The sequence below is a fragment of the Cobetia amphilecti genome (genome assembly GCF_020217465.1).
Taxonomy (GTDB): domain Bacteria; phylum Pseudomonadota; class Gammaproteobacteria; order Pseudomonadales; family Halomonadaceae; genus Cobetia; species Cobetia amphilecti.
On the sequence record NZ_CP084115.1, the window covers coordinates 3,590,268 to 3,610,899 of the forward strand.

The following is a 20,632-nucleotide window of genomic DNA, read 5'->3' on the forward strand; positions in this document are numbered from 1 at the left end:
CGCTGCCGATCATCCGACCGGCAGCGCCATGCCATACGCCTCAGCGACTCGACTGACGTTCGGCTTCAGCCCTTGACCAGCTCGCACTGGCTGTCCGCCAGCGGTCGGTAGGCTTCAGCGCCGGGAATGGTGCGGATCACGTCATAGACATCCCACTCGCCTTGGGAGTCGGAGGGCGCCTTGACCTTGACCAGATACATGTCGTGCACCATGCGCCCATCGGCACGGATGGTGCCGTTGTTGGCGAACATGTCGTTGACCGGCGTCTCGCCCATCTTGGCGCGCACGGTGGCAGTGTCATCGCTGCCAGTGGCCGCGACCGCATTCAAGTAATGCAGGGTGCTGGAGTAGATACCGGCCTGCACCATGGTCGGCTTGCGCTCATTGCGCTCGTGATAGCGCTGGGACCAGGCACGTGTCTCGTCATTGAGGTCCCAGTACCAGCCGGTGGTGAGCTGCAGCCCCTGCGCCACCTCAAGCCCCAGGGCATGCACGTCATTGAGGAAGATCAACAGCCCCGCCAGCGACTGCCCGGCCTGCACCACGCCGAACTGGCTCGCCGTAGTCAGCGCATTGACGGTGTCCGACCCGGCGTTGGCCAGCCCGACGATCTTGGCCCCGGAGCCCTGCGCTTGCAGGATGTAGGAGGAGAAATCACTGGTCGGGAACGGATGACGTACCTTGCCGACGATGGTGCCGCCGTTCTCGTTCACCACCTTTTCCACATCGCCTTCCAGGGCATGACCGAAGGCGTAGTCCGCGGTCAGCAGGAACCAGCTATCGCCGCCTTCATCGACGATCGCCTTGGCCGTGCCATGCGCCAGCGGGTAGGTGTCATACACCCAGTGGACATGATTGGGCGTGCAATGCTCATTGGTGATGCTGGAAGCCGCCGAGCCGGAAACGATTCCCAGCGTGTCCTGTTCGGCGAGAATCCGCGTCACCGCGATGCTCACCGATGAGGCCACCAGTCCGGCGACCATGTCGACATTCTGCTGATCGATCCAGCCGCGCACCGTATTGGCGCCGACATCGGCGCTGTTGCGGTCATCGGCACTCAATACCTCGATCGGCATGCCGTTGACGCTGCCGCCGAAGTCCTCGACGGCCATCTTGAGCGCATCGAGACCGCCCGGGCCGGCCAGGTCACGATAGGTGCCCGACATGTCGGCCAGATAGCCGATCTTGATCACGCCGTCGCTGATATCGGCCTGCGCGATTCCCGCCGACAGCAGTGACCCCATCATGAGCGCGGACAGCGGCAACAGGCGCCGGCGTGTGGCCGCCGTGATGCGGCGTGACAACGGTGACGCGACAGGGGTGGCGTTGGAGGTAGCAGTGGCGTTGGATGTAGCAGTGGCGTTGCATGAAGCGGTGGCGTGCATGACATCTCCAGACCGGATTGCCCGGCAATATTGTGATTGTTGTGATGAGACGTACGGACTTCAGATTGGCGAGTGCATGGCGGCCAGCCCTGTGCAGCTCAGCCCGAGCGGGAGCTCAGACCCCCAGTACCTTGTGCAGATATTCGTGGCGGGCCGGCAATTCGGCCGCGCTGATCTCTTCCAGAATGGTGCCGTGCTCCATCAGGTAATGACGGTCGGCCAGCGGTGCGGCAAAGCGGAAGTTCTGCTCCACCAGCACGATGGTCATGCCGCGCGCCTTCAGCATCATCAGCACTTCGGCCAGCTTCTGGTTGATGACCGGCGCCAGACCCTCGGTGATCTCATCCAGCAGCAGCAGATCCGCCCCGGTGCGCAGGATGCGCGCCAACGCCAGCATCTGCTGCTCGCCACCGGAGAGGCGCGTGCCCTGACTGGTGCGCCGCTCATGCAGATTGGGGAACAGCGCATAGAGCTCATCCAGCGACATGCCCTGGCCCTGGCTCCGGCCCTGGTCATGTCCTGTGCTCTTGACCAGCGGTGGCAGCAGCAGATTCTCCTCGACGCTCAGGCTGGCGAAGATGCCGCGCTCCTCGGGGCAGAAGCCGACACCGAGATGGGCGATGCGATGCGGCGCCAGCCCCATGCTGTCCTGCCCCTTGATGAGGATGTCGCCGCTGCGCCGGCCGACCATGTTCATGATCGCGCGCAGCGTGCTGCTGCGACCGGCCCCGTTGCGACCCAGCAAGGTCACCAGCTCGCCGCGCCGCACCGTCATGTTGACGCCATGCAGCACATGGGACTCGCCATACCAGGCGTTCAGCTCGCGCAGGCAGAGCTGCTCTTCCCCCATTGGCGAGTCGGCCGCCGAGGCTTGCCTGTCCGTTGCCTGCTCCATAACCACCGTCATGAAACCTCCTTGTGCTCATCCGCCGTGGACTCGGGCGCTTCACTGCCCAGATACGCTTCACGCACCTCGGGATTGGCCGACACACTGGCGTAGTCGCCTTCCGCCAGCACCCGGCCGCGCGCCAGCACGCTGATGCGATCGCACAGACGGCTGACCACGCTCAGATTGTGCTCGACCATCAGCACCGTACGGCCCCGCGCCGCGACACGAATCAGCTCGACCACGCGGTCCACATCCTCGGCGCCCATGCCCTGGGTCGGCTCGTCCAGCAGCATCACCGTGGGCTCAAGCGCCAGCGTGGTCGCCAGCTCCAGCGCGCGCTTGCGGCCATAGGGCAGACTGGCGGTCACACGGTGGGCGTCATCGCGCAGCCCTACCTGCTCCAGCAGATGCAATGCCTGCTCGTTCAGGCTGTCGAGGCTGCGTTCCGGCTTCCAGAAATGAAACGAGGTGCCCTGGGGGCGTTGCAGGGCGACCCGCACGTTCTCGAGCACCGTCATCTGGGAAAACACCGCCGATATCTGGAAGGAGCGCACCAACCCAAGGCGCGCGATCTCATGCGACTTCATGCGAGTGATGGATTTGCCGCGATAGAGAATCTCGCCGCGGGTGGCCGGCAGAAAGCGCGTCAGCAGATTGAAGACTGTCGTCTTGCCGGCGCCATTGGGGCCGATCAAGGCATGGATATGCCCTTCCTGCACCTGGAGATTGACGTCATCGACGGCCGTGAAACCTCGAAAGTCCTTGCTCAAGCCACGCGTCTCGAGAATCGGGGCTGTCGCTGATGCGCCCCCGCTGGCACGCGGCCCCTGAATGGGCGGTGATGGCATGTCAGTACTCCGTCCTGACCGGCAAGCCGGTGGTCTGTGTCTTCCAAGAGACATGAGGGCTGTTCGTCAGCGCTGGTCGCCGCAACATCGCGGCTCGTCATCGACACGCAGCATCAACAGGCGCTATTCACAGGCGCCATCAACAGACGCCACTGACAGGTCCTCGATACGCACCATCGTTGCGACCGGCGCAACTGACGTTAACGTAAACTAGAACAGTGAGAAGCGCGCTGCCAGCGGCAAGCGCGCTCACTCGACCAATAGCCGATATATCAGCGACTGCTTTACAATGCAGCCCTCCCGAGACATCTCAAGGCTGGCAGATTCCCCCACCAAACCGAGCCGAACCGTCGAGATGAGCGCTATTTCCGCCATAAAAAAGACGCCTGTCCGTCGCGGAATACCGCGCCGAAGAGGCGTCAACGAGGGTTGCCGAGATCATGACCTCTGGCCGGAGGTCATGTACCTGACAAGAGACAACGGGTTTGGCCGGAGGCGGCAGGCCTCCGGCGGAAAGTCATGGCAGTTCGACTCAGGCTCACATCACACAGGTTCACATAGCGCGGGTTAAATTCACGCAGACTCAATTCAGTCAGACTCAGTCCAGTCCAGTCCAGGTCAGGGAGCCTGCCAGTGGCTAGCGGTCGTATCAGCATTCGATGGCGTTGACCGCGAGACCGCCCTTGGAGGTCTCCTTGTACTTGTCCTGCATGTCGCGGCCGGTGTCACGCATGGTGCGGATCGCCTTGTCCAGCGAGACGAAATGATCGCCATCGCCACACATCGCCATCTGGGCGGCATTGATCGCCTTGACCGAGGCAATCGCATTGCGCTCGATGCAGGGAATCTGCACCAGGCCGCCGATCGGGTCACAGGTCAGCCCCAGGTTGTGTTCGAGACCGATTTCCGCCGCGTTCTCGACCTGTTCCGGCGTCGCGCCCATCAGCTCGGCAAGCCCGGCGGCCGCCATGGCGCAGGCGGAGCCCACCTCGCCCTGACAACCGACTTCCGCGCCGGAGATGGAGGCGTTCTTCTTGCACAGGATGCCCACCGAGGCTGCCGTGAGCAGGAAATCGACCACGTCCTCCTCGCGAGCATCTTCCTGGAATTTCATGTAATAGCTGAGCACCGCCGGGATGATGCCGGCCGCGCCATTGGTCGGCGCCGTCACCATGCGACCACCGGCCGCGTTCTCTTCATTGACCGCCAGCGCGAACAGGTTGACCCAGTCCATCGCCGAGAAAGTCGAGGTGATGATCGACTTGCTGGATTCCACATCCAGCAGACGTGCATGCAGACGCTTGGCACGACGCTTGACGTTGAGACCGCCGGGCAGCACGCCTTCATGCGTCAGGCCGTTGTCGATGCACTCGTTCATCACTTCCCAGATGCGCCAGAGCCCACGCCGTACCTGGGTCTCACTGCGCAGCGCACATTCGTTGGCCATCATCAGCTCGCTGATGCGCATCTTGTGCATGCGACACAGCGCCAGCAGCTCATTGGCGGTGTTGAATTCATACGGCAGACGCAGGCTTTCGTCTTCCAGCAGCGGGTCACGCGCGGCCTCGACTTCGTCGACCACGAAACCGCCGCCCACCGAGTAATAGACATTGCGATACAGCTCATCGCGATGGCCGTAGGCGATCAGACGCATGGCATTGGGGTGATACGGCAGCGGCGCATCGTGCCACTGCATGTCACGCACCCACACGAAGGGCACCGCGATGCGGTTGTCGAGCAGCAGTGTCTGGGACTCCAGCAGCTCTTCGATGCAGGGGTCGATGATCGCAGGGTCGATCGTTTCCGGCAGCTCGCCCATCAGGCCGAGGATGGTCGCCTTGTCGGTGCCATGGCCTACGCCGGTGGCAGACAGCGAACCATGCAATTGCACCTCGATTCGCGCCACGCGCTCCAGCTGGTCACGCGAGCGCAGGGTCTCGACGAACTGCGCGGCAGCACGCATCGGGCCGACGGTGTGCGAGCTGGAGGGGCCGACACCGACCTTGAAGAGATCAAATACACTGATGGACATGACAACACCTCATCTCGGAAACTCGCCGCGCCTGAGCGCCTGCCAGTGGATGAGGCAATGATGATGGATGGGGACAGGACGCGACAAACCATAAAAATTGGTCGTCGGTTTAGTCTGACTAAACTCTATGCATCAAAAACGGCGTAAACTATGCTCTTCGCGCCACCTTGTGCCCTGATGCCTTTAGCTATCACCGCCATCTGCATCTGGCCATCGCGGCTTCTCCCTCACTATCTGCCTCCAGCGCTTGCATGAGACCCGCCCATGACGTCTTCCCTCGACAACACGCCTGGTACTGGCCCCGCCGCGCCGCCGACGGCGACCGGCACGCCCGCCACCACACCGAGCCTGCGCCACCTGAATGGTCAGACCCATGCTTGGCTGCAGGTCTTCGCCTGCGCCGCGCGTCATGGCTCCTTCACGCGTGCGGCAGAAGAACTGCACGTCACCACCGGCGCGGTGAGTCAGCAGATCAAGCAGCTGGAGGAGCGGCTGGGCTTCAAGCTGTTTCTGCGTCGTTCACGCGGACTAGAGCTGACAGGGGAAGGCGCGCGACTGGCGCGTGTGGTGGAGCAGTCCTATAGCGCGGTGGGGCTGGAGGTCAAACGGCTGCGCAGCGGCTTGATGAGCGGTGTGCTCAGGTTGCGTTCGGTGCCGTCATTTCTCTCCAAATGGCTGGCGCCCCGACTGCCGCGCCTACAGGCACGCTTTCCGGATATCGAGCTGCACGTGCGCGCCGAGGACAGTGACTCGCCGCTGCGCGAGGGTGACTTCGAGCTGGCGGTCGACCTCAACGACGGCCACTACCCGGGTATGCAGGTCACCGACCTGATGGAAGAGGAGATCTTCCCCGTCTGCCATCCCGGCCTGATGCGCGGCCGCCCGCCACTGCGCAGCGCAGAGGACCTCGCCTGGTATCCACTGCTGCACGACATCACCGCCTGGCGCGGCAGTCACGACCACGCCGAGTGGGAATTCTATCTGGCCAGCATCGGCGCGCCCGAGATCAACGTTCAGCGTGGCTATACCTTCAACCGCAACCACCTGTCGATGGAGGCTGCCATCGCCGGCATGGGAGTCGCGATGGCAAGGCGCACGCTGATCACCGACGAGCTGTCACGCGGCACGCTGATCGCGCCCTTCGCGCAGCGGGTGCTGACCGGCAAGCGCTACGTCATCGTCCATCCCCACGGCACCCTGGATGATGGCCGCATCCAGGCCGTGCATGACTGGATCGTCGAGGAAGCCGAGCGGGATCGGTTACGTCAGAGCTGACGAACATTTCCGCTCGGCGCAACATCGATGCTGAAATGGAATCTCACAGTTTTCTTACCAGAATATTAACTGAGCACCTTTGCATCGTTATAATGAGCAGGCAAACAACACCCTCACCCTGACAGGCAGTCCATGGACTGTCCGGAGAGTCCCTTGTCTCGCCTGACTTCGCATACCCAGCACCATAACGCTGTCCCGCTCCCCATCAGCGCCGAACAGCCGCTGTATGGGCGCAAGCCCACTTCGCTCTTCATGCAAGCCTGCCTGCGCCTGGCCATCTATGCGCCGCTGGTGGCCGCGATGATGTCGCTGGTCATGCATGATGCCCACCACTTCGGTGATGTCGGCTTCAGCGAAGCCAGCTGGACAGAACACATGCAGAGCACCCTGCTGGCGTTGAGCGCAGCCACCATGTGGCTGGTGCATTCACGCCTGCCGGACCTGCGCACCATCAGCCTGCTGCTGTTCGGCCTGTTCGCGGCGTCCCTGATCCGTGAGCAGGACGCCCTGCTCGACGGCATGCTCGGCGATGGCAGCTGGCAGTTCCTGGTCAGCGTGGTCGCGATCCCGGTCATCATCGGCGTATGGCGCAACCGCAGCCGCTTCATTGCCGAGTTCGAGCACTTCGGCCGCAGCTTCGCGTTCGGCCTGTTCGGCGCCGGCTTCCTGGCGACCTACGTCTTCTCACGCCTCTACGGCCGCTCGGAATTCTGGGAAACCCTGATGGGGGACTCCTACCTGCGTTCGGTCAAGAATGCCGCCGAGGAAGTCACCGAACTGTTCGGCTACACCCTGATGGCCATCGCCGTGATCGAGATCGTGCTGCTGGCGATCCGCATGGGCCGCCAGCGCCGCGCCCTGCTGCGTGAGCTCAACGCCAACGACTGAGCCCGGCAGCAAAACCCTCTTGCCGAGCTGCGCGCATGACCTGTCGCACGACCGTCACTTCGCCCTGCCCCATGAAACAACGCGAAGTGACGTGACATGACATGAAGCACAGCACGAAGCGCAAGAGACAGACAGACCCGTGACTCTCCCAGAAGCCGCTGCTCACCAGAGCCGCGGCTTTTTTTCGTTTCTACTCTCAACAGGCTTCGCGAGACAGTCTCTGCTCGACAGTCTTCTCTCAACAGTCTCTGCTCGACACGCTGCGCTAGACAACCGTCTCTCGATAGCCATTGCGCGAGGCACTGACGGAAAACGGCTGGACATCAAATGAGAATGATTATATTTTACTAAGCAGTGGATACAATTCAACTATCGCCACTGCCACAGGAAAGCACCGACAGGATCTTGACCGTGTCATGCCCTCATTCTCAAGGAGCCTCACATGCGCTGGTTCAGTAGCTACCGCTTGCACGGTCATAGTCTTGCCCCCAGTCTCCCGCAGCACAGCCTCATCATCAGCATGCGCTGGCCCAGTCGCTGGCGATTGACGCCCGGCGCCACCGTCGTGGTGGAACATCCCAGGCTCGGCCAGCTGGTCAAGCGCCTGCATCGCATCGACGACAACGGCCGCCTGTGGCTACGTGGCGAGCACCCCGACGGCTTGAGCAGCGAGCAGATGGGGCCGGTCTCCCGTCAGTGCATCAAGGGCCGTGTCGTCTTCAGCGTGGCGGCAACGCCTTCGTCTCACCAGTTGCGCCACGGCGCCTGATAACCCCCAGGGCACATCACGCAGCTCTGGAACGACACAGCTCGAAGGTGACATGACCCGTAGAGAAAGCCACGCAAAGAAAAGCCCGTAACGAAAAGCCCGTAACGAAAAGCCCCACAAACGACAACGCCCGCCTCCCATTCGCATGGGGGCGGGCGTTGTCTTGTCAGCGAGGCCAGCAGTTTAGGCGTGGCCCCGAGCGCTTCAGATCACTCTTCCATGAAGGAACGCAGTGACTCGGAGCGTGACGGGTGACGCAGCTTGCGCAGCGCTTTCGCTTCGATCTGACGGATACGCTCACGGGTGACATCGAACTGCTTGCCGACTTCCTCGAGGGTATGGTCGGTGTTCATGTCGATACCGAAGCGCATGCGCAGCACCTTGGCTTCACGTGCGGTCAGGCCGGACAGGATGCCGCGGGTCGCTTCGATCAGACCTTCGCCGGTGGCGGAGTCGATCGGCGAGACCATGGTGCCGTCCTCGATGAAGTCACCCAGGTGCGAATCATCATCGTCACCGATCGGCGTCTCCATGGAGATGGGCTCCTTGGCGATCTTGAGCACGCGACGCACCTTGTCTTCCGGCATCTCGAGACGCTCGCCCAACTCTTCCGGCGTCGGCTCGCGACCCATTTCCTGCAGCATCTGACGCGAGACACGGTTCAGCTTGTTGATGGTCTCGATCATGTGCACCGGAATACGGATGGTGCGCGCCTGGTCCGCGATGGAGCGAGTGATCGCCTGACGGATCCACCAGGTGGCGTAGGTCGAGAACTTGTAACCACGACGGTACTCGAACTTGTCCACAGCCTTCATCAGACCGATGTTGCCTTCCTGGATGAGATCCAGGAACTGCAGACCACGGTTGGTGTACTTCTTGGCGATGGAGATGACCAGACGCAGGTTGGCCTCGACCATTTCCTTCTTGGCACGACGCGCCTTGGCTTCACCGATCGACAGGCGACGGTTCACTTCCTTCAGCTCGCTGACCGGCAGCTGGACCATGTCCTGCTCGAAGGCGATCTTGCGCTGGGCACGCAGCACGTCGGCACGGAACGGCTCGAGCTTGTCGGCGTACTTCTTGCTGCCACCGATGAAGCTGTCGAACCAGTCCATGTCGGACTCGTGGCCCGGGAAGGCCTTGATGAAGCTCTTGCGAGGCACCTTGCCGCGCTTGACGAAGATCTGCAGGATGACCTTTTCCTGCTCGCGCACCTGCTCGACGGACACGCGAACCTGACCGACCAGACGCTCGAAGTGCTTGGGCACCAGCTTGATCGGCGAGAACAGCTCGGCAAGACGGTCCTGTTCGGCTTTCGCCTCGGCAGAGCCGGAACCGTACTTCTCGATGGCGGCCTTGGTCGCCTCGTTCTGTTCACGGATCTGCTCGAAGCGGACGCGGGCCAGCTCGGGGTCCGGGCCACCTTCAGAGGCGGAATCGTCGTCTTCGTCTTCGTCGCCTTCGGACTCTTCGCCCTCGGGTATCTCTTCGACTTCCTCGACTTCGACTTCAGCGACACCCGGCACGCCTTCGTCAGGGTCGATGAAACCGGAGAAGAGATCGGACAGACGTCCGCCGTCTTCGCCCAGAGTGCCGTCGTAGGCTTCCAGGATGGAGTCGACTGCCCCCGGCAAGAATGCCAGCGACGACATCACCTCACGCGTGCCCTCCTCGATCCGCTTGGCGATCTTGATTTCGCCTTCGCGGGTCAGGAGTTCCACGGTGCCCATCTCACGCATGTACATGCGGACAGGGTCGGTGGTGCGTCCCACATCGCTTTCCACCGCGGCGAGGGCGGCAACGGCCTCTTCGGCGGCAGACTCGTCAGTGGAGGAATCAGACATCATCAAGGTATCGGCATCGGGCGCTTCTTCCGCGACCTTGATGCCCATATCGTTGATCATGCTGATGATGTCTTCCACCTGTTCGGGATCAGCGATATCCTCGGGCAGGTGATCGTTGACCTCGGCATAGGTCAGGTAACCCTGTTCCTTGCCGCGCGCGATCAACTCCTTGAGACGCGACTGCTGCTGCGCATTACCAGCCATAGAACCCCTATCTCGACGAAGAAGAATGAAGCACCTGGACGCGACGCGGCTCAGCGAGTGAGCATGGCGCCGGTATAGGGACGAAGAGAGCATCAAGCGCACCAGTATAGCGTGCCATCAGGAGATGCTGCCAGCGGCGTATTTGCCGGACCATCCAGGTGTGTTAGCGTTATCGGTTACGTTGCGGCAGTCCGCATCGGGAGCTACCTCATTAAATAGTGGGCATGAGTGCGTCTTTCAAGGCCATGGGGCGTATTTTCCTGCGCCATCGCCTCAGCTCTCACGGCATTTCCACCATTGTCGGCCTTCCTGGCACCGAGACTGCGTCAGCGCCGTGTTGCCAGCTCCATCAGCAGGGCCATCAGCCGCTGCTTCTCTTCTGCCGACAACTTCTCGCCACGCTTTTCCTTGGCCAGCAAGGCCTGATATTCCGCTTCCGGCGTGGTGCGCGCCTGCTGATGCTGGCAATGCTCCACCAGCCCCTTCAGCTCTTCGCTGCGCACGTCACGCGGAATCAGCAATTCACGGGCTGCCAGCTGCTCAAGCCTCGGCCCCTGTGCGGTACCGAGGAAGTGCGCCAACAGCACCTGTGGCGAACGATACTGCCCCGCCTTCAAGAGACGCACCACGTCGTTCAACAGCTGCGCATCCTCGCTGTCGGCCGGCTCGCCCGCTCCTTCGATCCACTCATTGGAGTCAGGCAGCTCGGCGACCAGCTGCGGCTCGTGCACCAGAAGATGCAACAGGCGCGTCAGCATGCTGACCGAAGTGCGCTTCTGAGACCTGGCCGGCGTCGCGCGCGCGGCTTGAGCGCCCTGGCCCGCAGGCATCTCGCCATGCGACTGCCAGTCATCCGGCTGCCAGCCATCGGGCTCGCTGTCGCCGAAGCCGGCATCTGCCATCGCCTCCAGCGACGACCACTCATCCTGCGCGTCACTCAGCGCCGCGCCGTCCTGAGGACTGGCAGCGGACGCTGAGCGCGGTGCCGAGTGTGTCGCGCCGGGCTGACGTTGTTGCGGTTGCGAACGCTGCTGTTGCTGAGGGTGCTGACGTAGCTGCTGGTGCTGACGCAGCCGTGCCTGCTGGGCTTCACGCGCCGCGGCGCGCTCCACCAGCATGGCGTCCAGCCGCTCACGCTCCAGACCACTGCGCCGCTCAAGCTCCTTGAGCAGCAGCGAGCGCAGCACCCCTTCGGGCACGCGCGAGATCCACTCCAGCGCCTGGGTCACGAACCGCTCGAGCTGCTCCATGCGCTTGAGGTCACGCCCTTCCGCGGCCTGCTCGAACAGGAACTCGGAGAGCCCGGAGGCGCAGGTGACACGCTTCTCGAACGCCTCCTGACCCTCACTGCGCACCAGGGAATCCGGGTCCTCGCCTTCCGGCAGGAACAGGAAGCGCGCCTGACGCCCATCGATCATGACCTCGAGCACGGTCTCCAGCGCGCGGCGCGCCGCCTGTCGACCGGCCTTGTCGCCGTCGAAGCAGAACACCACCTCATCGACCAGGCGATAGAGGCGCTTGAGATGCTCCTCACTGGTCGCGGTGCCCAGGGTCGCGCAGGCATTGCGAATGCCATACTGCGCCAGTGCCACCACGTCCATGTAGCCTTCGACGATCAGCATGCGTTCCAGCTTGCGATTCGCCTCACGGGCTTCAAACAGACCGTAGAGCTCGCGTCCCTTGTGGAAGACGGGAGTCTCGGGAGAATTCAGGTATTTGGGCTTGGCGTCGCCCATCACGCGACCGCCGAAGGCGATGGTACGGCCTTTCCAGTCACGGATCGGGAACATCACGCGATCGCGGAAGCGGTCATAGCGGCGACCGCTTTCCTCATGATGGATCAGCAGACCGTATTCGATCTGCACATCCTCGCTGACACCCAGCTTGCTCAGGTGATGCTTGAGGTGCTCCCAGCCTTCCGGCGCGAAGCCGATGCCGAAATCACGCATGACCTCACGCGACAGACCACGGCCTTCCAGATACTCACGTGCCGGCTGCGCGGCCGGTTCCGTCAGGCGCTGACGATAGAAGTCCGCGGCCGCCTCGAGCAGATTGACGCCCTCTTCGCGGGCCTGCTCGCGACGCTGGCGCTCACGGCGCTCGTGCGGACTCTGGTTGCCGCCTTCGCGCGGCACTTCAAGCGCCAGCCGCGAGGCCAGCTGCTCCACGGCCTCGGGGAACGGCAGGCGATCGAACTCCATCAGGAACTTGAGGGCACTGCCGCTCGCCCCGCACCCGAAGCAGTGATAGAACTGCTTGTCCGGGATGACGTTGAACGAGGGAGAGTTTTCCTGATGGAACGGGCAGAGGCCGACATAGCTCTTGCCGGCCTTCTTCAGCTGGACGCGCTCACCCACCACCTCGACCACGTCGGTGCGGGCCAGCAGATCGTCAATGAAGCCTTGGGGGATGAGACCAGCCATGATTCGCCAGAAGTCGTGGAAAAACGGACTGACCGCAAGATAGTGACGGCTCAGCAACGTGAGCGGCTACCTTCGGGTCAGGCCATTCCTCGAGTTAGCGACATGCGCCAGGCAACGGCACACGGCTCGAGAACAAACGGACCACTAGAGACAAAAACAAGCGGCCACCGTGAGGCAGCCGCTTGGTGTCCTTCCAGAGAGCAGAATATCACTCCCCAAAAGTACGGATCAGTAGAGACGCTCGAAACGCTTGCGCTCACGCTGAACCTTCTTGGCGTGGCGCTTTACAGCGGCCGCCTGCTGACGCTTGCGAACAGCTGTCGGCTTCTCGTAGTGCTCACGACGACGCACTTCGGAAAGAACACCGGCTTTTTCGCAGGAGCGCTTGAAACGGCGCAGGGCGACGTCGAACGGCTCGTTGTCACGTACTTTAACTGAAGGCATTAAACACTCACCTACCTTGAGATCATGAGTTCGGTTTGAACGCACATCCGGTGCAGCCACTCCTCAGGAGCCACCAGCCAGCGACGGTAAACCGCCACCTGCAGGTCGATCCAGCATCAATCAGTCGCCTGCGACACCACCGGTGAGGGTAGCCGTCGCTGGCTGGAATCATGATTCGGGGAGCTTTTGCGGGGTGGTCGGATGCACGACCCAGTCTTGCAGAGTGCCATATTCTAGACACCCGCCCCCGGCTTTGCAAACGCGGAAACCGGAAATCCTCTCTGCCTCAACGCCAGCTGGCGCGACACCCGTGCTCACAGCCAGTAGAATGTCGCGCATTCACGGCACACACGCCTCTCGGGCTCGCTCAGGCAGCCTCGCTGGTCGTGCCGCCCTCTACTTCTGATATTTCCTGAGAGTCAGCCATGCGTGTGCTCGGCATCGAGACTTCCTGCGACGAGACCGGCGTCGCCATCTACGACACGGACCAGGGCCTGCTTGCAGATGCCCTCTACAGCCAGATCGCCATGCACGCCGAGTTCGGCGGCGTGGTGCCGGAACTGGCGTCGCGTGATCACACTCGCAAGCTGCTGCCGCTGATCCAGCAGGTGATGGATGAGGCGCAGCTGAAGGCCGCTGACATCGATGCCATCACCTATACCGCAGGCCCGGGCCTGGTCGGCGCGCTGATGGTCGGCGCGTCCACCGCGCATGGCCTCGCCAAGGCATGGGGAGTGCCGGTGCTCGGCGTCCACCACATGGAAGGCCATCTGCTGGCGCCGATGCTGGAAGACGATGCACCGGAATTCCCCTTCGTGGCGCTGCTGGTCTCCGGCGGACACACCCAGCTGGTCGCGGTGCGCGGACTGGGCGAATACGAGCTGCTCGGCGAGTCCGTGGATGACGCCGCCGGCGAAGCCTTCGACAAGGCCGCCAAGATGCTGGAACTGCCCTACCCCGGTGGCCCGCAGGTCGCGAAGCTGGCCGAACAGGGCGACCCCAGGCGCTATCGCTTCCCGCGCCCGATGACGGACCGCCCGGGCCTCGACTTCAGCTTCTCCGGCCTCAAGACCCACACCATGGTCACGCTCAAGAAGGCCAAGGCCGCGGATGACCTGGATGAGCAGCACTGCGCCGATATCGCACGCGCCTTCGAGGAAGCCGTGGTCGACACCCTGGTCATCAAGTGTCGTCGCGCGCTGGACCAGACCGGTCTCAAGCGCCTGGTCGTCGCCGGTGGCGTGAGTGCCAACACCCGCCTGCGTGAGCGCCTGAGCCATGAGCTGACCAAGCGCAATGCCCGCGCCTACTACCCGCGTGGCCGCTTCTGCACCGACAACGGCGCGATGATCGCCTACGTGGGCGCGCAACGCCTGAATGCCGGCGAGCAGGACACCGGCCCGATGAAGGCCGTGCCGCGCTGGCCGCTGGACAGTCTGGCGGCCCCGAGCACAGCGCAGGACTGAGCCCTGCCAGACGCCAGAGCCCTGCCAGACGACAGTACCCTACCAGACAACAACGCCCTGCCGATGAGAATCGGCAGGGCGTTGTCATTGAGGGGCCGGTCACACTCACCGCCGGACACTGACACCAGCAATATGGCGCCTGATAGCGTCAGGCTGGGGCATCAGAGAGCAGCGTCAGACCGTGGCATCAGCGCGAGAGATCATGCGGCAGCGCCAGCTGAAGTCCACCGGCCATAGCGGCTGCTGTTCGGCGCGCCCGGCGGCCACGAACGCCTTCCAAAGCGAAGCGTAATCCTCGCCGGTGACGGGGTGGCGCTCTTCGCCGAACGACTCGGCCAGCGGCAGCAGCACGAAGGCATTGCGATCGACCTCATCGCGCGGCAGCATCACGCCATCGACCTCCCCGGTCAGGGTACCGACGGTCAGCAGGTCCAGATCCAGGGTGCGCGGACTGAACTTGGCGCTGTTCTTGAGGCGACCATTGGCCAGCTCGAGCTGCTTGCACCAGGCCTGCAATTCGCCGACGCTCCAGTCACTCTCGAAACCCGCGACCAGGTTGAGAAAGTTGCGCCCGTCGACGAAGCCCACCGGCTCGCTCTCGTAGACGGAGGACAACGTCAGGTTGCCGAAGGTCGCCTCCAGCGCATCCAGGCAGACCCGCACATGATGCTCGCGCTCGATATTGCTACCGATGGAGATCAGTACCAGACTCATGCCGGCGCATCCGAGACGGTCTCGAGGCTGCCGCGCACGATGCGCACGCCAACGGCGGCGGCTTCCGGCACGGCGCCCGGCTTGCGCACTGTCATGGTCAGCCAGGGAATGCCGAACTCTTCACGCAGCAGCGCTGCCAGGCGCTCGGCGAAGGTTTCCACCAGCTCGAAGTGGCTTTCTTCGGCGAAGGTCTGGATGCGCGCGCTGATGGCGGCGTAGTCCAGGGTGTGCGTCAGGTCATCGTCGGCAGCTGCGGCACGAATATCCGTGGCCATTTCCAGATCCATCACCAGACGCTGGCGAATGGTACGCTCCCAGTCATAGACCCCAATCACGGTTTCCACGGCCAGAGCCTCGATCAGCACACGATCCACGGCGTTACCTCTATGCTTGTCGAATGAACGAATAAAAACGACGCCCAAGGCCCCGCCATCATGCGAATGATTCTACTGCACCCGGCCCCTGCTTGGCCAAGCTGCCTGCCCCTCTCTCCCTGCCTGTGTGCGACACCTCGGGCACGCAGCGAGTCGACAGCATGCTGACGGGCCTGATCGAGTGGGCCGCGCAACTGGCCGCCTGGCAACAGCTGAGCCTGCTGATGGCCGTGGCCTATGCCAGCGGTTCGGTGCTGGGCGCGGTGTGGATCTGTCAGCGACTGGGGCTGCCCGACCCACGCCTGGCGGGGTCCTTCAATCCGGGCTTCTCCAATGTGCTGCGATTGCATGGCGCACTGCCCGCCGCTCTGGTGCTGGTCTTCGATGCCGCCAAGGGCATGCCGGCACTCTGGCTGGGGCTGGCGCTCTCGCTGCCGCCCTGGGCTCTGGGATTGATCGGGCTGGCCGTGCTGATCGGCCACAGTCTGCCGCTGTGGCACCGTGGCCACCGCGGCGGCAAGGCCGTGGCCGCTGCCTTTGGCGTGCTGCTGATGCTGGCGCCGGGCGTCGCCTTGAGCTGCGCCGCGCTGTGGGTCGGGCTGGCCTGGCGACTGCGCACGGCGGCCATCGCCTCGCTGGTGGCCGGACTGGCGGCACCCCTGTTCAGCCTGTGGCTGGCGCCGCAGATGAGCGGCGTGATTCTGGTCTTCGCCAGCCTGATCGTGATTCGTCATGCGCTGAATCTGCGCCGCCTGAGCGATGGCAGCGAGCCGCGTCTGTAAGCAAGCTTTGCTCACACGCTGCGCTCCGCTCATGAAAAACACGCTCTGCCCATAAACAGCACGCTCGCCCTCACAAAACCCTTCCTGATGCCACGACGCAAAAGCCCCGGCGCAGGGCCGGGGCTTTCGGGGTCATATGCTCAGGTCATTTGCTCAGGCCAGGTGCTCAGCAGCGGTCAGGTGCTCAGTGACTGTGTCCGCAGCCGCAATGAGGCGCGTGCACTTCCGGCATGGCCTGCCATTCGCTCAGCGCCTGCTCGATGGCCTGCTGGCGCTGTTCACTGAGCGCACGCCCGATCTCCGCCCCTTTCAGGCCCTGTTCGACCAGAGACTGCGGCGACACCGCCGTCGCGGCTTGCCAGACGGCATTGCCCAGCCGCGCCAACCCCTTGTCCTCGACGGCCAGCAGGGCCACCAGCACCGACTGGCGCTCGCCACGCCGCCAGGCATCGACACCATCCAGCCAGGCCTTGAGATCGGCTGCGCTCACGCCACCTTCCCGCCGCGAGGCCTCGTTCAATTCCCGGCACAGACGTGCCTGCTGGGCGGCGTCACGCACGGCGCTGGGCAGGCGCAAGTCCTGCGCCAGGGCATCGATCTCGTCGCGTGACAGGTGCTCCACCAGGCGCGCCATGCGCCAGCAGACCATCTCCGCCTCATCGACCAGCTGACGCGGCAGGCGATCCAGACGCGCCAGCGCCGCTGTGAGCTGTTCGGCATCGCGGGTCAGTGGCGGCATCAGCACCGCCAGCGCCCCCAGTTCGTCGAGCAGCTGGAAGTAGGCCTCGGGGCTGGCCTCGCCCAGCGCCTTCTCGGTCTCCTTCCAGACCCGCTCGGCCACCAGATGCGAGACCTCGCCGCTCTCGACCATGGCGACCATCATCTGCCGTGTCTCCTCCGCGACCGTGAAGCCGAGCCCCTGATAGCGCGCCAGAAAGCGTGCCACGCGCAATACGCGCAGCGGGTCTTCGCTGAAGGCGCTCGAGACATGACGCAACACGCGCGCCTCGAGATCCGCCAGGCCACCGTAGGGATCGATCACCTCGCCCTGCCCCGGCGTGCTGTCGAGCGGCTCGGCCATGGCATTGATGGTCAGATCGCGACGAATGAGGTCCTCTTCCAGCGTCACATCGGGACTGGCATGCACGCTGAAGCCGACATACCCGTGGCCGGACTTGCGCTCGGTACGCGCCAGCGCGTACTCCTCCTGGGTCTGCGGATGCAGAAAGACCGGGAAGTCCCGCCCGACCGGCCGGAATCCACGCGCCTGCATGTCTTCCACCGTCGCGCCCACCACCACGAAGTCGCACTCGTGCCACGGCCAACCCAGGCGCGCATCACGCACCGCGCCGCCCACGCGATAGACCTCAAACCCGCTCAACAGGCGGTCACGCGAATCGGTCAGTGAAGAAGGCGTCGTCTGAGTCATGCGAATGTCCTTGCCCTGCGGCACGAGATACAAAGCTGAATGAGGAAAGCGAGGAAGTACGACCAGTGATGGCAGTCACGTGCAGGCGGCGTCAGCTACCGCTCTCGACGTCATCACCATGCGTCAATTGGTACTGGGTAAAGCCACCATCGAGGGAATAGACCTTCTCGAAGCCCTGTCCCGCCAGCCAGGCGGCGGCCTGCTGACTGGAATGGCCGTGATAGCAGACCACCACCAGCGGCTTGTCGCGCGGGGTGTCTTCCAGGATGGCACCGGCACTGGCGTTGTCCAGATGACGGCTGCCCGGGATACGCCCCTGCGTGAAGCTGAGCGGATCGCGGATATCGAGTACCACGAGTGACGGGTCGCGTTGGCGCCAGTCACTGAGGGTTGCGAGATCAAGATGTTCGAAACTCATGCGGACTCCGCTTGTTGAGTAAGGGAAAGGCATTCGCCAGCGACGGCAGACCTGCTGTCACTGGCGACGGGAGGGCGCTCAGCGCGAGGTCAGCGCCGGCTCGAAGACGCGCTCTTCCGTCTCGAGATTGAGCGCCGTCAGGCCACCGCCCCACACGCAGCCGGTGTCCAGCGCCTCGACATCCTGACGCGCCGCCGGTGTCTCGCCTTCCAGAGCAGCCCAGTGACCGAACAGCAGGCGCGGCGAATCATCCCAGGCCCCTTCGGGACGCGGGTACTGGAACCAGGGACGGCTCCCCTCCGGCGCGCTGTCCAGCCCTTCCTTGGCCGCGAAATCCAGTCGGCCATCACTGTGCAGAAAGCGCATGCGCGTGAAGACATTGACGATGCAGCGCAGGCGCGGCGTGCCTTCGAGATCCTCCTGCCAGCGGTCCGGCGTATTGCCGTACATCTCGCCGAGAAAGCCTCGATAGTCGTCGCCCGCCAGCACGGCGTGCGCTTCGCGGGCATAACCGGCCGCCTGGTCCAGCGTCCAGCTCGGCAACACGCCGGCATGGCTCATCACCGTGCGGCGATTGCCGACCAGCGCATCCACCATCAGCGGCTGACGACGCAGCCAGTCCAGCAGCTCCTCACGGTCCGGCGCCTCGAGAATCGGCGTCAGCGTATCGGAGCGCTTGTGGCGGCTGAAGCCTTCGGCCACCGCCAGCAGGTGGAGGTCATGGTTGCCCAGCACCACCCGCGCATCATCGCCCAGCGACTTGACCAGACGCAGGCATTCCAGCGAGCCCGGCCCGCGATTGACCAGGTCTCCCGCCAGCCACAGCACATCGCGCCCCGGCGTGAAATCGAGGCGCTGCAACAGAAGTTCGAACTCTTGATGGCAGCCCTGCAAATCGCCAATCGCCCACTGCGTCATGCCCACTCCCTGACCGCCGTGGCGGCCTGACTTGCTGTCTTGAATACGAAACGCTGCGTCACGCGGCCACCCTAGTGAACCTGATGCGGACCGGCGAGACGGAACGGTGCGATGGCGACCTCGAAGGTGCGCGCATGGGTCGCGTCACAGAAGGTATAGGCCCCCTGCATCACGCCGACCGGCATGTCGAGCACGGCGCGCGAGGTATAGCGAAAGCTCTCGCCAGGCGCGATCAGCGGCTGCTTGCCGACCACGCCCTTGCCACGTACTTCCTGCTCATCGCCGCTGCCCTGGGTGATCTTCCAGTAGCGCGCCAGCAGCTGCACGGTCTCATCCGTCCCGTTGTGCACGGTGATGGTGTAGCGGAACACGTGTCGGTTCTCGCTCGGACGACTCTCGTCGGCGCAGTACTCGGGTACGGCGTCGATACGGATGTCCGCCACGCTACTCATGCGTCGTGGTCGCTGGCGTTGCGGGCGTCGCCCTTGGCATCGCTCTCGGCATCGAGGCGCTCGCCACTGTCACTATTCCCATCACTACCACTGGCACTGTCGGCTGCCGGCGCACCGTGGCCGACATTGCTGCGCGGACGCTTCTTCGGTGCCTTGTCGGCCTTGTCCACCGTCATGCCCTGCTCACTGAGGTGGTTGCTGATCATCACCAGCTCTGCGACGGTCAGCGTCTGCGGGCGACGCGAGGGGTCGATGCCCAGCGCGGTCAACTGGTCGGCATCGATGCGGCCCTTGAAGTTGTTGCGCAGCGTCTTGCGGCGCTGGGAGAAGGCTTCGCGCACGATGACGGCGAGCAGCTTCTCGTCCTTGGCCGGATGCGGCAGTTCACGGTGCGGCACCAGACGCACGATGGCGGAATCCACCTTCGGCGCAGGGAAGAAGGCGCTCGGCGGCACCAGGAACAGATTTTCCACCGCGCAGTAATACTGGGTCATCACCGACAGGCGGCCCCAGTCGGTGCCACCCGGCTCGGCGGCCAGACGCTCGACGACTTCCTTCTGCAGCATGAAGTGCATGTCGGAGATCGCGCCGCGTGCTTCCAGCAGGTGGAAGATCAGCGGAGTGGAAATGTTGTACGGCAGGTTGCCGACCACGCGCAGTGCCGGGCCATCACCGACCAGCTCCGGGAAGTCGAAACGCAGGGCATCGCCTTCGTGGATCACGAAGTCCGGGTAGTTGAAGAACTGCACGCGCAGACCCGGGATGAGGTCACGGTCCAGCTCGATGACTTCCAGCTTGCCTGCCGCTTCCAGCAGCGGGCCGGTCAAGGCACCCTGCCCCGGGCCGATCTCGACCAGGCGCTCGCCTTCCGCGGGACGAATGGCATTCACGATGCGAGAGATGACGCCAAGGTCCTGCAGAAAGTTCTGACCGAAACGCTTGCGAGCGCGATGCGCGGGGAAATGTTGGGACATGGGACTGACCTTCCTCCTGGGAATCCGTCGGGATTCCCGACAACAAGACGCCGCCATGGCCTGCAGGGACACAGGCAGACCGGGGCGGCGAGACCATCCTCGAT

General features: G+C 63.7%; 18 protein-coding genes and 1 pseudogene. 5 read left to right on the forward strand and 14 right to left on the reverse strand.

All coding sequences use genetic code 11. The features are described 5' to 3' along the window. Positions 1-65: 65 nt before the first annotated feature. From LCW13_RS14955 to LCW13_RS14970, 4 genes are all read right to left on the reverse strand, one after another. Positions 66-1,247 (reverse strand): ABC transporter substrate-binding protein, encoded by a 1,182-nt coding sequence (locus tag LCW13_RS14955; RefSeq protein ID WP_225348176.1) that lies wholly within the window; start codon positions 1,245-1,247, stop codon positions 66-68. 253 nt (positions 1,248-1,500) lie between these two features. After that, a complete protein-coding gene (locus LCW13_RS14960; protein ID WP_455580291.1) occupies positions 1,501-2,280 on the reverse strand; it encodes an ABC transporter ATP-binding protein in 780 nt (259 codons plus the stop codon). 8 nt (positions 2,281-2,288) lie between these two features. Next, positions 2,289-3,122: an ABC transporter ATP-binding protein gene (locus tag LCW13_RS14965; RefSeq protein WP_107335967.1), complete on the reverse strand. Its 834-nt coding sequence runs from the start codon at positions 3,120-3,122 to the stop codon at positions 2,289-2,291. A gap of 649 nt (positions 3,123-3,771) precedes the next feature. Next, positions 3,772-5,154, reverse strand: a complete 1,383-nt coding sequence (locus LCW13_RS14970) for an L-serine ammonia-lyase (RefSeq protein ID WP_043334655.1) — start codon at positions 5,152-5,154, stop codon at positions 3,772-3,774. Positions 5,155-5,418: 264 nt separating this feature from the next. On the opposite strand from LCW13_RS14970, the gene LCW13_RS14975 reads away from it, so the two are divergent. From LCW13_RS14975 to LCW13_RS14985, 3 genes are all read left to right on the forward strand, one after another. Continuing rightward, complete coding sequence (locus LCW13_RS14975; protein ID WP_082388931.1) at positions 5,419-6,429, forward strand: LysR substrate-binding domain-containing protein; 1,011 nt, start codon at positions 5,419-5,421, stop codon at positions 6,427-6,429. A gap of 153 nt (positions 6,430-6,582) precedes the next feature. After that, on the forward strand, positions 6,583-7,317 hold the full coding sequence (locus LCW13_RS14980) for a hypothetical protein (protein WP_225347308.1): 735 nt from the start codon (positions 6,583-6,585) through the stop codon (positions 7,315-7,317). Between the two features lie 442 nt (positions 7,318-7,759). Further along, entirely contained in the window at positions 7,760-8,086 is a 327-nt protein-coding gene (locus LCW13_RS14985) for a S24/S26 family peptidase (RefSeq protein WP_054557224.1), read from the forward strand. A 209-nt stretch (positions 8,087-8,295) separates the two neighbouring features. On the opposite strand, the gene rpoD is transcribed toward LCW13_RS14985, so the two are convergent. From rpoD to rpsU, 3 genes are all read right to left on the reverse strand, one after another. Continuing rightward, positions 8,296-10,134, reverse strand: coding sequence for an RNA polymerase sigma factor RpoD (gene rpoD, locus LCW13_RS14990; protein WP_043334650.1), 1,839 nt, complete (start codon positions 10,132-10,134; stop codon positions 8,296-8,298). 326 nt (positions 10,135-10,460) lie between these two features. Beyond that, entirely contained in the window at positions 10,461-12,557 is a 2,097-nt protein-coding gene (gene dnaG / locus LCW13_RS14995; RefSeq protein WP_225347309.1) for a DNA primase, read from the reverse strand. A 228-nt stretch (positions 12,558-12,785) separates the two neighbouring features. After that, positions 12,786-13,001: a 30S ribosomal protein S21 gene (rpsU, locus tag LCW13_RS15000; RefSeq protein WP_024951433.1), complete on the reverse strand. Its 216-nt coding sequence runs from the start codon at positions 12,999-13,001 to the stop codon at positions 12,786-12,788. A gap of 425 nt (positions 13,002-13,426) precedes the next feature. Here rpsU and tsaD point away from each other — a divergent pair, with 425 nt between their 5' ends. Continuing rightward, entirely contained in the window at positions 13,427-14,467 is a 1,041-nt protein-coding gene (tsaD, locus tag LCW13_RS15005) for a tRNA (adenosine(37)-N6)-threonylcarbamoyltransferase complex transferase subunit TsaD (protein ID WP_043334645.1), read from the forward strand. A 174-nt stretch (positions 14,468-14,641) separates the two neighbouring features. Here the strand turns inward: tsaD and folK are convergent, their stop codons facing one another. Together folK and folB are read right to left on the reverse strand one after the other, a co-directional pair. Then, complete coding sequence (gene folK / locus LCW13_RS15010) at positions 14,642-15,181, reverse strand: 2-amino-4-hydroxy-6-hydroxymethyldihydropteridine diphosphokinase (protein ID WP_043334642.1); 540 nt, start codon at positions 15,179-15,181, stop codon at positions 14,642-14,644. Next, positions 15,178-15,555, reverse strand: coding sequence for a dihydroneopterin aldolase (gene folB, locus LCW13_RS15015; RefSeq protein WP_043334640.1), 378 nt, complete (start codon positions 15,553-15,555; stop codon positions 15,178-15,180). Before folB ends, folK begins: the two co-directional genes overlap by 4 nt. 161 nt (positions 15,556-15,716) lie before the next feature. On the opposite strand from folB, the gene LCW13_RS15020 reads away from it, so the two are divergent. After that, positions 15,717-16,337 carry a glycerol-3-phosphate acyltransferase gene (locus tag LCW13_RS15020; RefSeq protein WP_153636562.1) on the forward strand — a complete coding sequence of 207 codons (621 nt, stop codon included), beginning with the start codon at positions 15,717-15,719 and terminating at the stop codon, positions 16,335-16,337. 184 nt (positions 16,338-16,521) lie between these two features. Here LCW13_RS15020 and LCW13_RS15025 read toward each other — a convergent pair whose 3' ends face one another. From LCW13_RS15025 to rsmA, 5 genes and pseudogenes are all read right to left on the reverse strand, one after another. Beyond that, complete coding sequence (locus LCW13_RS15025) at positions 16,522-17,766, reverse strand: polynucleotide adenylyltransferase (protein ID WP_225347310.1); 1,245 nt, start codon at positions 17,764-17,766, stop codon at positions 16,522-16,524. Between the two features lie 91 nt (positions 17,767-17,857). Beyond that, positions 17,858-18,184: a thiosulfate sulfurtransferase GlpE gene (gene glpE, locus LCW13_RS15030; RefSeq protein WP_054557228.1), complete on the reverse strand. Its 327-nt coding sequence runs from the start codon at positions 18,182-18,184 to the stop codon at positions 17,858-17,860. A 78-nt stretch (positions 18,185-18,262) separates the two neighbouring features. Next, entirely contained in the window at positions 18,263-19,102 is an 840-nt protein-coding gene (locus tag LCW13_RS15035) for a symmetrical bis(5'-nucleosyl)-tetraphosphatase (protein ID WP_131432747.1), read from the reverse strand. 71 nt (positions 19,103-19,173) lie between these two features. Next, complete coding sequence (gene apaG / locus LCW13_RS15040) at positions 19,174-19,554, reverse strand: Co2+/Mg2+ efflux protein ApaG (protein WP_043334633.1); 381 nt, start codon at positions 19,552-19,554, stop codon at positions 19,174-19,176. Between the two features lie 185 nt (positions 19,555-19,739). After that, positions 19,740-20,528: pseudogene (gene rsmA, locus LCW13_RS15045) on the reverse strand (16S rRNA (adenine(1518)-N(6)/adenine(1519)-N(6))-dimethyltransferase RsmA); the annotation flags it as partial. Positions 20,529-20,632 lie beyond the last annotated feature (104 nt).

What these genes read in the sequence shown, in the direction of transcription:
- folK (WP_043334642.1), bottom strand. Translation starts at nt 15,181, where the DNA reads ATGAGTCTGGTACTGATCTCCATCGGTAGCAATATCGAGCGCGAGCAT.
- LCW13_RS14970 (WP_043334655.1), bottom strand. Translation starts at nt 5,154, where the DNA reads ATGTCCATCAGTGTATTTGATCTCTTCAAGGTCGGTGTCGGCCCCTCC.
- apaG (WP_043334633.1), bottom strand. Translation starts at nt 19,554, where the DNA reads ATGAGTAGCGTGGCGGACATCCGTATCGACGCCGTACCCGAGTACTGC.
- LCW13_RS14955 (WP_225348176.1), bottom strand. Translation starts at nt 1,247, where the DNA reads ATGATGGGGTCACTGCTGTCGGCGGGAATCGCGCAGGCCGATATCAGC.
- dnaG (WP_225347309.1), bottom strand. Translation starts at nt 12,557, where the DNA reads ATGGCTGGTCTCATCCCCCAAGGCTTCATTGACGATCTGCTGGCCCGC.
- rpoD (WP_043334650.1), bottom strand. Translation starts at nt 10,134, where the DNA reads ATGGCTGGTAATGCGCAGCAGCAGTCGCGTCTCAAGGAGTTGATCGCG.
- LCW13_RS15025 (WP_225347310.1), bottom strand. Translation starts at nt 17,766, where the DNA reads ATGACTCAGACGACGCCTTCTTCACTGACCGATTCGCGTGACCGCCTG.
- rpsU (WP_024951433.1), bottom strand. Translation starts at nt 13,001, where the DNA reads ATGCCTTCAGTTAAAGTACGTGACAACGAGCCGTTCGACGTCGCCCTG.
- tsaD (WP_043334645.1), top strand. Translation starts at nt 13,427, where the DNA reads ATGCGTGTGCTCGGCATCGAGACTTCCTGCGACGAGACCGGCGTCGCC.
- LCW13_RS14975 (WP_082388931.1), top strand. Translation starts at nt 5,419, where the DNA reads ATGACGTCTTCCCTCGACAACACGCCTGGTACTGGCCCCGCCGCGCCG.
- glpE (WP_054557228.1), bottom strand. Translation starts at nt 18,184, where the DNA reads ATGAGTTTCGAACATCTTGATCTCGCAACCCTCAGTGACTGGCGCCAA.
- LCW13_RS15035 (WP_131432747.1), bottom strand. Translation starts at nt 19,102, where the DNA reads ATGACGCAGTGGGCGATTGGCGATTTGCAGGGCTGCCATCAAGAGTTC.
- LCW13_RS14985 (WP_054557224.1), top strand. Translation starts at nt 7,760, where the DNA reads ATGCGCTGGTTCAGTAGCTACCGCTTGCACGGTCATAGTCTTGCCCCC.
- LCW13_RS15020 (WP_153636562.1), top strand. Translation starts at nt 15,717, where the DNA reads ATGCTGACGGGCCTGATCGAGTGGGCCGCGCAACTGGCCGCCTGGCAA.
- LCW13_RS14960 (WP_455580291.1), bottom strand. Translation starts at nt 2,280, where the DNA reads ATGGAGCAGGCAACGGACAGGCAAGCCTCGGCGGCCGACTCGCCAATG.
- LCW13_RS14965 (WP_107335967.1), bottom strand. Translation starts at nt 3,122, where the DNA reads ATGCCATCACCGCCCATTCAGGGGCCGCGTGCCAGCGGGGGCGCATCA.